Below are 15,862 nucleotides of genomic sequence, written 5' to 3' on the forward strand. Positions count from 1 at the left end.
GATTTTTGCCTGCCCTAAGGATGAGGGTTCTTAACCTTTGCTGGTCTGTAAATAGTTCGGTTGTTTTTTGAGCAGATTCTACTTGGCCTACCACGCATACGCTTCACTTACATAAGGATTCGACAGATCAGACTTAAAAATATTCACTACGCATTAAAAAAATACTTAACTTGCTAGGGAAGTTTAGCCAAGGAGGCTTCCTTATATCATTGTCATAAATAACGGTGTTATACGGCACAACAAGATACTGTTGTTTTGCATGTTGAAAGAGCGTGCGTGAATATCATAAATTTTTTTCATTTCAACCCTTTTAAATCAAGCACACTCATCTCCTTACATGTATGAAGGTTTTCAAGTTTTAAGGGTTATTGTTGTAGCTCGACAGTAGGTTTGTACTAAGTGGGAAGAGATAGGATTAAGTAGGAATACGTGGTAATTTGTTGTTTTTATGTACAATTTTGACCATTAAATGCGCTTTTCCATAGTAAAAATGAGAAAAGGCTTTGCCCCCCTTTGAGAACATCTTTAAAACTCTTTGAAAAAAAATAAATTGGTACAAAATCTAGTGTAAAAATATACAAAACCCAATGAAAAGCTACAGTTGTAACATTAGGAATTGCTAAGGCAACATTGGAGGATGACAAATAGCACGGTGACTATCGGTGTGCATTTTATAAGGCAAGGATGATGGTGCTCAAATGAATTTTATACACTTTACAGGAGATTTTACTTTATCCATGTATGGTCTGCCATCATGAAATGCGTAAAGCGTTGAGAAATGTTCATTAAAATAAATGTGTAAATAACATGATTTGGGAGCCCTTTTGTTTTACGTGAGGGGCATGTCCTCATTAAAAAAACAGAGAATGCAATAATATTTTTATTTCGAATAAGCTTTATACAAAGATAGAGAATTTATTTATTCGCATATTATAATAAGAATGCGTGTATGCAGAAAATCATCTGAAAAATTTTGTTGTTTCTTATGAATTATCCTTAAGCTAAGAACAGATGTAACATTAAAGATTGATATAATAGACCGGCTTCTTAATTGTATAAGTATAAAATGATGATGTTTAGTAAGCTTTGTATTATATCCTCATTAAGAGATATGAAAACAAACGAAACGTCTTTTTAGAAAGAAATGGCTATCATATCAATGACGTATATATATATAGATAGATTCATACAAACATGTCTTATAAAAATAATGACTCTCTTCCATGAATGTGGTTTATCCAAGTGAGAACATTTTGAGTGTGCGTAAACAGTCTTCTTTGTTCATAAAAATCATTTCACAAACATATTATTAATTAATTTCTTTCAAAAAGCTTGCTATTTCATATGCATTTTGGATATGGAGAGCTTATATTCAAAACTTAAAAGTCCTCATAGTTTTTACAAATAAGTCGAAGCTAAAAAGAGTATCTCATAAAGCCTTTTCTATCATTATGAAGATGGACGTGTTAAAATATAAAGGGCAATCAGCAATAATATAACCGCAACAAGTAAGGAAATCCATGAAGGAGGGTGTACCATTACGAAAAAGGATAAAAATCCTCCTGTCATACTCATTATTGCAAAAACTTTAATGAACGGAGAGATTGCTTTTTTTTCTTCCCATCGCTTAATAGGGGGACCAAAAATACGATGATTATTCAACCATTGATGAAAACGTGGAGAAGAACGCGTAAAACACCATGAGGCAACTAACAAAAAAGGCACAGTTGGCATAATAGGTAATACTACACCGATAATACCTAATATAACCATTGTCCACCCTGCTATATAATAGCAGATACGCAAAGGGTGAGATATCTTCAAATCTTTTTTCATTTTCTTGTATTTTTTTCCTCTACGCAAAACCCTCTACAAAAACATTATATCTGTTTTTTTCTGTTTACATGTCTGAGTGCACAATTACTTTCTACCCCTTCATGCGTAAGCGTCTTTGCTGTTATAAGTTCCTTGAAAATACCAAATAGCTTACGCAATATGATAATCATTTTAAATGATTTCAAGAAAAGAGAAGAGATTTTAGAAAATCAAAAAAATAAAAAGGCTGCAGAATAAATCAATACAGCCTCTTAATTAAGAATGCAGCGTTGGGGGGAGAAAATGTACCGCATTCACTTGCTAGACATTAGGAGGAAAAATAACCTAGCACCCCGAACTCTAATTAAAATAGAAATGAGAAACAATATATAAAAATGCATGGCTGATATGCATGAATTTTAACACTTTTAAGTTTCTTGAACTGTGTTTTGACGAAAAAAAATCATCATGAAAATAGCCATAAAAATCAACGTCAAGATCAACACAATTGTGGAAGCAGAATCAGAGCCGATAAATAAGCTGAGATAAATCCCTAAAAAGCCAGAAAAAGCTGCAACAAGTATCGCGATCATTAACATAAAAGAAAACCGCTTTGTAACAAGATAGGCAATTGCTCCTGGTGCTATCAGTAAAGAAATAACGAGCACGATACCTACAGCTTTCAAAGCCGCAACAATTGTAAGAGAAATCATCGTTAGAAGGGTATAGTGAAGTAGAGATATTGGTAACCCCATTGCATGTCCTTGAACTGTATCAAAAATATACAACATAAAGTCGCGCCATTTTGCTGCTAAAATGAAAGTGACAACAGCAGAAATGATCGCCGTTTGTGTTATATCAAGCCAGTTAACACCTAAAAGATTACCAAATAGAATATGATTCAAATCTAAGCTACTATAAATAGACGTGGCTAAAACAAGCCCCAAACCAAACATCGAAGAAAAGACCACACCCATCACCGTGTCCTGTTTGATACGGCTATTGCTCCCTAAAAAACCCGTTAATAGTGCACACACCATTCCTGCAACAAAAGCACCGCAAGTAATCAGAGTCATTGTAATATTCTCTGGACGCATATGCTGAAACCAAGCAAATGGCAAAGAAGTCAAAAATGCGATTACCCATGGTGTTGTCATATAACCAACAACAACACCTGGAAAAACTGCATGAGAAATGGCATCGCCTAACAGCGCCCATCCTTTCAAAATAAGAAAACAGGAAAGCATCGCCATGGGAATAGAAAGAATCATGACAATAAGCATACCCTTAAGCATAAAAGAAAACTGAAACGGAAGTAGTAATTGATCAATCATGATAATATTACACCCTTTTTGGCCGCATTTATGCGTAAGCGTGCAGCAATATACCCATGTTTAGGAGCAAAAATAAAAGCCAAAACAAATAAAGATGCTTGAAAAAGCACAACAACCCCCCCCGTTTGTGCATTTAAAAAATAACTCACATAAACACCCAAGACACTTGTGAATGTTCCAATTACAACTGCAATAACCAAGATATTCACGAAACGATCACTTAAAAGATAGGCTGTTGCCCCAGGTGTCACAACAAGACAAATGACTAAGAACGCTCCAACGGTTTGCATAGCAGCAACAGTACAAGCGGCAAGTAATGTGAAAAAGAGAATCTTTAAAAACTTTACATTTAATCCAATGGCATGCGCATGTGTTTCATCAAATAACGAAACAAGAAGATCCTTCCATTTCAAAAGCAATATAAGCAACGAAAAAAAGCCGATAAAAGCCAATTGTAGAATATCTGATGAACTAACGGCTAAAATATTTCCCAAAACAATCGTATCAATATTAACAGCCATTGGTTTTAACGATTTGAGAAACAACCCAAAGGCAAAAAAGGAGGAAAAAATGAGCCCAATAATGGTATCTTCTTTAAGCTTTGTCCGGTGGTTAAAAAAGAGCATTGCTGCTGCTGCAAGACCACCAGAAAAAAAAGCGCCGAGTGAAAAAGGTAACCCTAAAAGGTAAGCTCCTGCTACACCAGGAACAATCGAATGGGAAAGAGCATCACCAATCAATGACCAACCTTTTAACATCAAAAAAGCCGAAAGAAAGGCACAAACACACCCAACTAACCCAGAAACCCACATTGCATTCACCATATATTGATAGCTCAGTGGCTCAAGCAACCAAGAAATCATGCAACGTGCTCCACTCTTTCAATATCTTCACAAACTGCAGACTGCTTTCTTCCCATGAAACCATCATTTTTTTTTGTGCTAGGAAGATCAAAAATATGGTGGTGCAAAGATCCTCCAAAAGTTTTTTCTAGATTTTCTTTTGTAAAGATTTTTTCTGTTAACCCAGAAGCTAAAACGGTTCCTTTTATTAAAACTGTATGATCACAAAATTCGCGAACAGAACCCAAATTGTGAGTTGAAACCAAGATCACTGCTCCTTCTTTACGAAGATCTTGTAACAAAGCAATGATTTTATCTTCTGTTGTAACGTCAACCCCTGTAAACGGCTCATCTAATAAAATAGCTTTTGCTTTCTGTGCAAGAGCGCGCGCTAGGAAAACACGCTTTTTCTGTCCACCAGAAAGTTCTCCAATCTGGCGCTTGGCAAAAGCCAACATATCAACGCGCTCTAAGGCAATACGAACGGCTTCATAATCTTGTGTACGGGCATAGCGAAAGAAATTCATATGACCGTACCGCCCCATCAATACAACATCTTCGACCAAGACAGGAAAATTCCAATCAACATCTTCACTTTGAGGAACATAAGCAATAAGGTTTTTTTTCAAAGCTATATCAACGGGCAAATCAAACATGCGAATTTTTCCCTTTGAGGGGCGTACAAACCCCATAATCGCTTTAAATAACGTTGACTTACCGGATCCATTAACACCAACTAATGCCGTAATAGAACCCTTTGGACTTTCAAAATTCACTTCGCGTAAAGCCGTATGTCCATTACGATAAGTTACCGTTACTCCTTGGGCAAATATTCCAGATTCCGTCATTGGCTTTTTACTCCCTCTAATAAAGCATTGCTAATACGCCCACTCGTGACACGTAATAAATCAATATAAGTGGGTACCTCACCATTTTTCTCACTTAAAGAATCAACATAAAGAACGCCACCGTATTTAGCCCCTGTTTCTTTAGCAACCTGCTTAGCAGGCGCAGGGGAAATAGTGCTTTCAGAAAAAACTGCATGAATATTGTATTTGCGAACCATATCAATAACATGCTTGACCTGCTGTGGTGTTCCTTGCTGGTCAGCATTGATGGGCCATAAATAAAGCTCTTTTAGATTAAAATCACGCGCCAAATAGCTAAATGCCCCCTCACTGGTCACAAGCCAACGCTTATCTTGCGGTACGGCTTCTAATTCAGCCTTAATTGGATCAATCGTTGCACGAATTTTCTGTTTATAAATTTCAGCATTCTCTTTATAAATAGCAGCATGTTCAGGATCATATTTTACAAAAGCATCGCGAATATTATCAACGTAAATCAAAGCAGAGGTTGGTGACATCCACGCATGAGGATTGGGTTTACCGCTAAAGGGGCCCTCACCAATTTTAATGGGTACAATACCTTTTGAAACAACAACACTTGGAACATCCTTGATATTTTGAAAAAACTTTTCAAACCAAAGCTCTAACTCTAATCCATTCCACAATACAAGGTTAGCTCCTTGAGCACGCATAAGATCGCGCGGGGTGGGTTGATATTCATGAATTTCCGCACCTGGTTTTGTAATGGATTCAACCTCAGCGGCATCACCTGCTACATTGCGTGCCATATCAGCAATGATAGTGAATGTCGTAACAGCTTTAAATTTACCAGCACACAAAGCAAAATTGGGTGTAAAAAAAATAACACTTCCAAAAACTATGCTGAAAAACGTTCTTACGTTCATTGATTCTCTCTTTCCTTTATATGCCTTCTTTTTATTGCAAATAATTTGCATTATCATTTAGCAATAGCAGTTATCTTTTACATTTGCAATGAAGGATTAAGAGAAAAAATAACTTTTCAAGATGTTTAAAAACAGCTTTTTTCATATTGAAAAAATTGATGATTTAAGCAGCTTGTTTTGGTAAGGAGATCCGCTTTCAAGAAGCTCTATAGCTCTTGAATGCCAAACAAAAAGGGAGCACTTAAAAATGCTCCCACTTCATGTAAAATATCTCATAAAAAATGAAAATACTCAGTAGCGCAAATATGCACCTGTCATTTTGGTAACATTATCCACGATCTTTAAGGCAAGCTTTTCTAAATCTTCATCTGTTAGAGTCCGTTCTATGGGCTGAATAGTTACTTCAATTGCAACAGATTTTTTATCTTCGCCAAAGCTTAAATCTTCAAAAATATCAAAAATCTGCACTGAATGAATAAGTTTTTTATCGGCTCCACTTGCCGCACGAATAATAAGAGAAGAGGCAACAGTTTTATCCGCTATAAAGGCAAAATCACGCCGCACCATTTGAAAAGGTGAGAGTTTCAAAGGAGGACGGCTTTTGGTCGTTTTTTTCTTTGATTCTGGAATTCTGTCTAGAAAAATTTCAAAGCCGCATAAAGGGCCACTGACATCTAACTTTTCTAATGTAGCAGGATGAAAAACACCAAAAAAACCAAGAATAATCTTTGATCCAAGTTTTATGACACCTGAACGACCAGGATGATACCAATCGGGTGCTCCTACTTCAATCTGCACTTTTCCAACATCCATATCGCATGCTTCTAAAATAGCTAAAGCATCTGCTTTGGCATCAAAAACATCAACGACGGTTGCATTTCCATTCCAAAAACGACCAGCCCCTTTAAATTGCTCTGTTCCGCGACGAATCCCACTAACAACACGGTGTTGTTTATCAGGGGTATCGCCTTCATAAATATTGGAAACTTCAAACAAAGCAAGATCGGAAAAACCACGATCAGCATTTCTCTGTGCCGCCATAATCAAACCAGGTAAAAGGGAAGGACGCATCATTGACATATCAGCAGCAATAGGATTAACCAATTTAAGCTCTTCTTGACCTCCTCCAAAAGCAAGAGCTTGATTTTCAGAAATAAAAGACCATGTTACCGCTTCTTTCATACCACGTTGCACTAAAGCCAAACGTGTAGCACGTGAACGAATTTGTGCGCATGTTAAAATTTGATCTTTTCCTTCTGCGAAGTTTTCCAAAGGAATAGGTTTAATTTTATCTAGCCCATAAATCCTCATGACTTCTTCCACCAAATCGGCTTTCCCCATAATATCAGGGCGCCATGATGGTACTTTTACTGTAACGACATCTCCTTTTCCTTCAACGAAAAATCCAAGTTTTGTTAAAATAGAGATGACTTTTTCAGGTTCTATTTCCAAATTTGTTAAACGTTTAATTTCAGAAAAAGGAAAAGCGATCTGTTTGATTTCTTGTTGCTGATAGCCAACGATCCTCTTCTTAGATACTTCACCACCACAAAGACGTAAGACCAATTCTGTTGCAATCTCAAGCCCTGTTTCTATAAAAGCCGGATCAACACCTCGTTCAAATCGATAACGTGCATCACTGATAAGACCTAATGCTCTTCCTGTTTGTGCAATGCTTTGCGCATCCCAAAGCGCTGATTCAATAATAACGCGACGTGTTGTCTCATCACAACTCGTTCTTTCACCGCCCATGATACCGGCAATCGAAACAATCCCCTCTTCATCTGCAATGGCACAATTCTTAGCGCCCAAATGATAGATTTTTCCGTTCAGTGCTTGAAGCTGTTCTCCCTCACGAGCACAACGTACACACAAATTACCTTTAATTTTATCCGCATCAAAAACATGGAGTGGACGACCAAGGTCAAAACTTATGTAATTGGTCATATCAACAAGCGCATTAATCGGTCTCAAACCAATTGCATTCAAACGCTGTTGCATCCACTGAGGTGATGCACCATTTTGAACATTGCGCACTTCACGCCAAGCAAAACCTAAACATAATGATGAATCTTGCGAAAAATCTAATGAAACATCGAGAGGTGTTTCAAAGGAAGGCTCAAATTTTGACAAGGATAATTCTTTTAATTTTCCCATTCCAGCGGCAGCAAGATCACGGGCAATACCACGAACACCTGTACAATCAGAGCGATTGGGGGTCAAACCAATATCAATGATCGGATCATCTAAACCAGCATAAGTTGCAAATGAATCTCCAATAGGTGCATCTTCTGGAAGTTCGATAATCCCGTCATGTTCATTTGATAATTCAAGCTCCGCTTGCGAACACATCATCCCAAAACTTTCAACACCGCGGATTTTTCCTACAGATAATGTCGCATCGAGTCCTGAAATATAAGTGCTTGGTAGTGCCAGAACACCAACAAGACCTGCACGCGCATTTGGTGCTCCACAGACAACTTGAACAGGTGTAGAAGTCCCTGTATCGACGGACAGAATCTGGAGTTTATCTGCATCAGGATGCTTTATTGCTGTTAAAACTTTTGCAATCACAAAACCTTTTAAAGAAGACCGATCATCAACGTAATCAACCTCAAGACCTATAGCTGTTAGTTTCTCACAAATTTCATCCAAAGATGCACTTGTCTCTAAGTGATCTTTTAACCACGACAATGTAAATTTCATTTTAAAACCTCACATGAAAGCGATGACTAAGATCACATATTTCTATTAGGAAAAAAAGCAGGCATATCAAAGCAACGAAAGCCATAATGGTCTAACCAACGCAGATCAGCATCAAAAAAAGCTCGTAAATCAGGCATACCGTATTTCAACATGGCAATACGGTCAATGCCCATTCCCCATGCAAAGCCTTGATATTCATCGGGATCTAAACCAACATTTTTCAACACATGAGGATGCACCATTCCGCATCCTAAAATTTCCAACCAATCCTGTCCTTCTCCGAATTTTACTTCTGAACCAGAGCGATCACATTGAATATCCACTTCCATAGATGGTTCGGTAAAAGGGAAAAAAGAAGGACGAAAACGCATTTTTACAGAGGGAACTTCAAAAAATGCTTTACAAAAGGTTTCATGTAGCCACATCATATGGGCAATGGTGGAGGTTTTATCAATGACAAGACCTTCTACCTGATGGAACATGGGCGAATGCGTCGCATCCGAATCCATGCGGTAAGTTTTTCCAGGAATAATGATCCGTATCGGTGCTTTTTGTTTTTCTAGTGTGCGAATTTGTACGGGTGATGTATGGGTCCGCAACAACTTTCGTTCTCCCATTTTATTGACATCAAAAAAGAAGGTATCATGCATTTCGCGTGCGGGATGCCCTTCAGGAAAATTCAATGCCGTAAAATTGTAATAATCTGTTTCAATATCAGGTCCCTCTGCAAGAGAAAAACCCAACTTCGTATAAATGGCAATAATTTCCTCAATAACCTGTGAAATAGGATGAATGCGTCCCCGTTCTATAGGTGAAGAGCGAACAGGCAAGGTAACATCAACCGTTTCACGAGAAAGACGGGTATCCATTGCCTGTCTTTTCAGAATATCACGCTTTTGCGCCCATAATTCTAAAATACGATTTTTTAATCCATTAAGAACTGGTCCAACTTTATGGCGCTCGCTAGCATCCATCTTCCCTAATGCTTTTAATTTTTCAGAGATGCTACCTTTTTTACCCAATGCTGCAATACGCACTGCTTCAAGTGCCTGTTCATCACCCGCTGCCTCTAAGGCTAAACAAATTTCTTGTTCCAGACGCTCAATATCGTTCATATTTTTGCCTATTTTTTAATAAAAAAAAACCCGCACTCGCAACAGCCAGCACGGGACCTCGAATAAATAAATGCTTTAAGAGAACACGACTGGCTTACTTGACAGCGCCTTCAAAAGCATTAGGTGTCGTATCTTTTAAATATTCCAAAGCCTTTTTTGCCGAAGCTACTAAAGCAGAAAATGCTTCTGCTTCGTGGATTGCTATGTCTGAAAGAACCTTACGATCAACCTCAATACCGGCTTTTGATAAGCCATCAATAAAACGTCCATAAGTTAAACCTTCTGCGCGAACAGCTGCATTAATTCTCTGAATCCACAAAGAACGGAAAGTACGTTTCCTATTTTTGCGATCACGATAAGCGTATTGCTTTGAACGATCAACTGCTGCTTTAGCTGCACGAATGGTATTTTTACGACGACCGTAAAAACCTTCAGCCTGTTTAAGAACTTTTTTGTGCTTAGCGTGTGCTATCACACCTCTTTTCACACGTGCCATATTATAATCTCCTCAAAATCAAAAGCGTAAGGTTTAAACACCATTCGGCAAATAATGCTGAATGACTTTTTTAGCATCTTGTTCACACAAAACCATTGTTCCACGTGCATCGCGAATAAATTTATTCGAACGCTTAATCATACCGTGGCGCTTACCGGCAGCTGCTACTTTAATTTTGCCTGACGCAGTGATTTTAAACCGCTTTTTAGCGGATGATTTGGTCTTCATCTTGGGCATTTTGCTACTCCGTACATTAATTTATTCAATCAAACATTTTATTCACTCAAGCGGACCAACGCTTGAACAAGCATTTAAACAGCCACGGCATGCCCTGCCGGGCAGTTCTAATAGTGTTTCCATAAGCCACTATACACAAAATAGCAAGACCGTATTACAAAAAAATCGGAGCTCCATTGCCTTGAAGCTCAACTAAAGGTGCCGGAATAGCATTTGTTTTGATAGCTGCTTTACATAGATCAGCAATAATGCATTGCCTACATTGTGCTTTACGTGCTTGGCAAACATAGCGTCCATGTAAAATCAGCCAATGATGCGCATGACGAAGATAATGGATTGGTATAATCTTTAATAATTTTTTCTCAACAATCTCTGGTGTTTTGCCAGGCGCTAAACCAAGACGATTGCTTAAGCGAAAAATATGTGTATCTACTGCCAATGTAGGCTGACCAAAAGCAACATTCAAAACAACATTAGCCGTTTTGCGCCCCACTCCAGGAAGGGACATAAGTGCTTCACGCGTATCAGGTACTTGACCGCCATAACAATCAATTAAACAGTTACAAAGTGCATAAACATTGCGTGCTTTTGCTCGCCAAAGACCAATTGAACGGATATGATGTGCTATTTCTTCTTCTCCTAATGCAACCATTTTTTCCGGTTGATCAGCAAGGCGAAATAATTCTTTTGTCGCTTTATTAACGCTTACATCTGTCGCTTGAGCCGAAAGCACAACGGCAACCAAAAGCGTAAAAATATTTGTATAGATAAGATCACTCTTAGGCGCTGGGCGTTGCACAGAAAAACGGCGAAATATTTCTGCAATTTCATTTTCATTATATAATATACCAGATAAATTTCGCACTTTTGACAATTTTATGGTACCTTGAGGCATTGAACTCTCTTAAATCTTCTCTCTTGAAGTTATCATTCACGCTCGCCATATGAGAGGAATGCAGCGAACACTTTTATAGAGTTTGGTCAAGTAAAGCCGTTTTAAAGAGGATACTCATGAATGACACATGTGACGCCTTTCTCCAATCCCTTTCTTTTAGGGTTTGAAACCGTAGAAAAAATATTGCAACGTATCGGTAAAGCTGATGAGGCTTACCCAGCCTATAACATTGAACGTTTGCATAAAAATGATGATGCAAATCATATCCGGATAACTTTGGCTGTTGCTGGATTTAAGATTAACCATCTTAATGTTTTGCTCGATGATAATCAATTGGTTATTCATGGTAAACAAACGGACAACCAAAATCATCAATATTTATATCGCGGTATAGCTGCGCGACAATTCCAGCGAACCTTTGTTCTCGCGGAAGGGATGCATGTTACAAATGCAGAGTTGAAAAATGGTCTTTTATCAATTAATCTGTATCAACCAAAATTAAAAAAAGAAATAAAACAGATTCCAATTAAAGTCAGTAGTGGTGAGTCATAAAAGTTAAGGCGTAAAGGAACAGTGAAATGGGAGAACATAAACAAAACTTGTCGTTTCAGAACACATCCTACTCTGATGCGGGACAGATTGCCTATTTAAAAAAAGTTTGTACAGATGATCTGGCTAAAAACTTTCCAGATCTTCCACCAATGACCCCAGGAATTACGATATGGGCTCTCTTTGGTGAAACAGGTTATCCTATCATTTTATCCGATGAGCGTTCTATCGCCCTTGCTGGAGCCAATGAGCATGAACTACAAATTGTAACTCTGCACTAGATTACCTTACGAGAAAACGCTGTACTCTTTATAAATTCTATCTGTTTTTTCGTAAAGGGTGTAATGTGAGTTATAATGAGATAAGTATAGGTTTATATTCATAATTAATTTTTACAACTGGAATGAGAGTCCCGAATATCATAAGGTTCTCTCATTTGAAATCCTCTTGTATTAAAACAATTAAAGTCACTTGCTTGTATGTCACACGCAGGGAGAGCCGTGTGGATAAAAACACTTGAAGAAAGGAATAAAAATATCTAAGAAAGGAATAAAAATATCTCTTGTGAATTGTCTTAATTAGCAAGGATGTTGGCAATATTGGGGATGAGAAAAATGTATGATGGTGTCAGTTTGCTTCTTCATAAGTGTGAAGATGTCCCCTATAGATTTATATTATTCACGGGAACTTTTATACCATTCATAGGCGCTATCGTGAAATAGGCTCGAGTGTGCATTGAAAGATGTTTCTTTAAAATGAGTACATGAAGGCTATACAAGTGTATTTTGTTTGGGGTTTTCTGTTCTTCGTGAGGAGAGTAACTCCATTGAAGAGTATAAAAACAAAAGCATGATATAATGCGTCATCGTTATTTAAAAGATATTGCTATGAATGCTTTTGAAAGATGTAAAGCTGAATTGTAAGGAGATGATAGATTTTTACCATGATGCCTTTATATTCTTTCCAAATTAGGCTGTCTTCTTGTTCCAGAAATTACGCAAACAGATAGATGCAATATACTTACCAAATCTGGCATACAAAAATCTGGTACAGTTCGTGCCACACTGAAGTGTTTTGATATTTGTCTCAAACGTGGAATTGCACAGGGATTAGATGTTGATTAACAGGTAATAAAAAAACAAAGGCTTTATGAAAAAGGCCTTATGAAAAAGTTTATGCAGAGCTTTTAATTTTGTGCTTCAAATGCCTCAGTACAAGGTATTTTTCTCTTTTGAATATTAAAGCTCTTGTTTTTATAATGAAGTTACAGCACAACAAGCAAAATGGAATTATTTGAGGGGAAAAAAATAATGCCTTCTTACCGTTCAAGAATATCGACCCACGGGCGTAATATGGCAGGAGCCCGCGGACTTTGGCGTGCAACAGGGATGAAAGATACTGATTTTGGTAAACCCATTATTGCGATTGCGAATTCTTTTACACAATTTGTACCAGGGCATGTCCATTTAAAAGATCTTGGGCAATTAGTCGCACAACAGATAGCGGTTGCCGGTGGTGTTGCGAAAGAATTTAATACCATTGCTGTAGATGATGGAATTGCGATGGGGCACGATGGAATGCTCTATTCTTTGCCCTCACGTGAAATCATTGCTGATTCTGTAGAGTACATGGTTAATGCACATTGTGCGGATGCACTTGTCTGTATTTCTAATTGTGACAAAATTACGCCTGGTATGTTAATGGCTGCTTTACGGTTGAATATTCCGACAATCTTTGTTTCAGGCGGTCCTATGGAAGCAGGTAAGATTAAATGGAAGGATCAAGATCTAAGGGTTGATTTGGTCGATGCCATGGTTGCAGCAGCTTCAGAACAGAATTCAGAAGAAGAAGTTGCTGAAATGGAGCGTGCTGCTTGTCCTACATGTGGTTCTTGTTCAGGAATGTTTACAGCCAACTCCATGAATTGCTTAACGGAAGCATTGGGGCTTTCGCTTCCCGGAAATGGATCAATGTTAGCAACACATGCAGATCGACGGATGCTTTTTGAAGAAGCTGGAAAACAGATTGTTGCATTGGTTAAACGTTATTATGAAAAAGATGATGAAACAGTCTTGCCGCGCTCTATTGCTTCACGCAAGGCTTTTGAAAATGCAATGACCGTTGATATTGCTATGGGGGGATCAACCAATACAGTACTGCATCTTTTAGCCGCGGCGCAAGAAGGTGAGGTGGATTTTACCATGACGGATATTGATCATCTTTCACGTCGTGTTCCTGTTTTATGTAAGGTTGCTCCTGCTGTTGCGAATGTACATATGGAAGATGTTCATCGCGCTGGTGGTATTATGGGGCTTTTAGGCGAACTGGATGCGGCGGGACTCATTGATACGTCAACTTATACGGTTCATGCAAAAACAATGAAAGAAGCTCTTTACCGTTGGGATGTGAAACAAACTAATGAACCAACAGTCCGTACATTTTATCGTGCTGCTCCTGGTGGTATTCCAACACAGACAGCTTTTAGCCAATCTTGTCGCTATGAGACCCTTGATCTTGATCGTGAAAAAGGTGTGATTCGCGATAGGGAACATGCATATTCACAAGATGGAGGATTGGCAGTTCTTTATGGAAATCTTGCAAAAGATGGCTGTATTGTAAAAACAGCAGGCGTTGATCAATCAATTTTAACTTTTAAAGGTCCGGCAAGAATTTTTGAAAGCCAAGATTCAGCTGTTTCAGCTATATTAACTGATAAGATTAAAATAGGTGAAATTGTTTTAATCCGTTATGAAGGTCCACGTGGTGGACCTGGAATGCAAGAAATGCTTTATCCAACAAGTTATCTCAAATCTAAAGGATTGGGCAAGGTTTGTGCACTTGTTACGGATGGACGTTTTTCAGGGGGAAGTTCAGGGCTCTCGATAGGACATATTTCACCAGAAGCTGCTGAAGGAGGAGAAATTGCGTTGGTGGAGGAGGGGGATATCATAGAAATTGATATTCCAAATCGTAGAATTCATATGTTGGTGGATGACGTTGAGATGAAGCAGCGCCGTGCTAAGATGGAAGCAAAAGGAAAAGGTGCTTGGCAACCGATTGAGAAGCGTCAGCGTAAAGTTTCAAAGGCTCTCAAAGCCTATGCAGCGATGACCACATCTGCTGCAAAGGGTGCAGTACGTAATATTTGATGAGATGAATGACGCGTCTTATAAAAGAGAGATAGTATTCTGATTTTTTGCATCGTTTACACGATATTCTAAGCTAATTATTTTATGAGTTTATGAACTTATCAGAATATTTCGAGCCATGATAAGTATGATTAAAAAGCTATCAATACAACTAAAAGCTGCTGCGGATTGCTTATTTCAGCAGCTATGTAAGACAGATAAAGATAGATATGGTATGATTACGCTTCATATCATATTTCAATTTTATACGAAATTACGATTTCCTGTTCTTATATTTATGAAAGATATTTATTGTACTGGTGGCATTATCTTTTTGTACCGTAAAAACACTGTCATTTAGGGCTGTGATATACGGCATCTTCCTTAATATATTAAGTGTTTTTTAAGTGTGTGGTGAATATTCTTAGACTTGTTTATCAAGCTTTGGGTTTAAGTGAATCACATGAAGGAAGTCAAGGTAAATCCCTTAGAATCTAGACTGTTTGCAGACTTGATGTGAATGAAAATCTTTATCCTTTGAGGTGTGGGAAGGAGTTCAAAGGATGTTTAGGAAAATAAAATGCTGCTGTGATATATCTGATTATATGGTTCATATGAAAACAGTAAAAGAGCTTTTTATAACTTAAAATGTGAAGAAAATACGAGACCCATCATCCATGAATTTATTATGCAAAATGGGGTGGCATCCCAACACCGACAGCTTTAAACTAAAACTGTTGCTATGATAACAATAATATTGATTGTGAAAAAGCATAATTCATTAAATATTGCGTATTTGCAAGGTGGAGGAGATTTCATGACAATCTTCACAAAAAACGACTATCTTGTAAAAATAGTCGATATTGACTAATTTTTTGTCTACGGGCCAATATTGATCTAAGGAAATATGGAATATAATGCATAGGATTTTGCCTCTATATGCATTACACTTATCAAAATATATTGTGTAGAAAAGCGATGGGAATACGGTA

At 37.8% G+C, this 15,862-nt stretch carries 13 protein-coding genes; 3 read left to right on the top strand and 10 right to left on the bottom strand.

The window, feature by feature from the left end:
• Positions 1–1,449: 1,449 nt before the first annotated feature.
• From ACFIKB_RS00900 to nth, 10 genes are all read right to left on the bottom strand, one after another.
• Entirely contained in the window at positions 1,450–1,836 is a 387-nt protein-coding gene (locus ACFIKB_RS00900; RefSeq protein ID WP_375652580.1) for a YbaN family protein, read from the bottom strand.
• Between the two features lie 407 nt (positions 1,837–2,243).
• Positions 2,244–3,149 carry a metal ABC transporter permease gene (locus ACFIKB_RS00905; RefSeq protein ID WP_012754509.1) on the bottom strand — a complete coding sequence of 302 codons (906 nt, stop codon included), beginning with the start codon at positions 3,147–3,149 and terminating at the stop codon, positions 2,244–2,246.
• A complete protein-coding gene (locus tag ACFIKB_RS00910) occupies positions 3,146–4,012 on the bottom strand; it encodes a metal ABC transporter permease (protein WP_012754510.1) in 867 nt (288 codons plus the stop codon). The genes ACFIKB_RS00905 and ACFIKB_RS00910 overlap by 4 nt, the downstream gene beginning before the upstream one ends.
• Complete coding sequence (locus tag ACFIKB_RS00915) at positions 4,009–4,839, bottom strand: manganese/iron ABC transporter ATP-binding protein (RefSeq protein ID WP_375635416.1); 831 nt, start codon at positions 4,837–4,839, stop codon at positions 4,009–4,011. Before ACFIKB_RS00915 ends, ACFIKB_RS00910 begins: the two co-directional genes overlap by 4 nt.
• The gene (locus ACFIKB_RS00920; RefSeq protein WP_012754512.1) at positions 4,836–5,744 is read right to left on the bottom strand and encodes a metal ABC transporter substrate-binding protein; all 909 of its coding nucleotides are present in this window, start codon (positions 5,742–5,744) and stop codon (positions 4,836–4,838) included. Before ACFIKB_RS00920 ends, ACFIKB_RS00915 begins: the two co-directional genes overlap by 4 nt.
• A gap of 291 nt (positions 5,745–6,035) precedes the next feature.
• Positions 6,036–8,450, bottom strand: a complete 2,415-nt coding sequence (gene pheT / locus ACFIKB_RS00925; RefSeq protein WP_375652581.1) for a phenylalanine--tRNA ligase subunit beta — start codon at positions 8,448–8,450, stop codon at positions 6,036–6,038.
• Positions 8,451–8,482: 32 nt separating this feature from the next.
• On the bottom strand, positions 8,483–9,565 hold the full coding sequence (gene pheS / locus ACFIKB_RS00930; RefSeq protein ID WP_375652583.1) for a phenylalanine--tRNA ligase subunit alpha: 1,083 nt from the start codon (positions 9,563–9,565) through the stop codon (positions 8,483–8,485).
• A gap of 94 nt (positions 9,566–9,659) precedes the next feature.
• Positions 9,660–10,061 carry a 50S ribosomal protein L20 gene (rplT, locus tag ACFIKB_RS00935; protein ID WP_375652584.1) on the bottom strand — a complete coding sequence of 134 codons (402 nt, stop codon included), beginning with the start codon at positions 10,059–10,061 and terminating at the stop codon, positions 9,660–9,662.
• Positions 10,062–10,094: 33 nt separating this feature from the next.
• Positions 10,095–10,298 carry a 50S ribosomal protein L35 gene (gene rpmI / locus ACFIKB_RS00940; RefSeq protein ID WP_273722445.1) on the bottom strand — a complete coding sequence of 68 codons (204 nt, stop codon included), beginning with the start codon at positions 10,296–10,298 and terminating at the stop codon, positions 10,095–10,097.
• Between the two features lie 154 nt (positions 10,299–10,452).
• Positions 10,453–11,193, bottom strand: a complete 741-nt coding sequence (gene nth, locus ACFIKB_RS00945; protein ID WP_375635420.1) for an endonuclease III — start codon at positions 11,191–11,193, stop codon at positions 10,453–10,455.
• A gap of 120 nt (positions 11,194–11,313) precedes the next feature.
• Between nth and ACFIKB_RS00950 the strand changes: the two genes are divergently transcribed.
• From ACFIKB_RS00950 to ilvD, 3 genes are all read left to right on the top strand, one after another.
• On the top strand, positions 11,314–11,745 hold the full coding sequence (locus ACFIKB_RS00950) for an Hsp20 family protein (protein ID WP_375646969.1): 432 nt from the start codon (positions 11,314–11,316) through the stop codon (positions 11,743–11,745).
• 26 nt (positions 11,746–11,771) lie between these two features.
• The gene (locus ACFIKB_RS00955) at positions 11,772–12,023 is read left to right on the top strand and encodes a DUF1150 domain-containing protein (RefSeq protein WP_012754519.1); all 252 of its coding nucleotides are present in this window, start codon (positions 11,772–11,774) and stop codon (positions 12,021–12,023) included.
• Positions 12,024–13,052: 1,029 nt separating this feature from the next.
• Complete coding sequence (ilvD, locus tag ACFIKB_RS00960; protein ID WP_375627959.1) at positions 13,053–14,891, top strand: dihydroxy-acid dehydratase; 1,839 nt, start codon at positions 13,053–13,055, stop codon at positions 14,889–14,891.
• Positions 14,892–15,862 lie beyond the last annotated feature (971 nt).

Source organism: Bartonella sp. MR110HLJHH (genome assembly GCF_042194225.1).
GTDB lineage: Bacteria > Pseudomonadota > Alphaproteobacteria > Rhizobiales > Rhizobiaceae > Bartonella > Bartonella grahamii.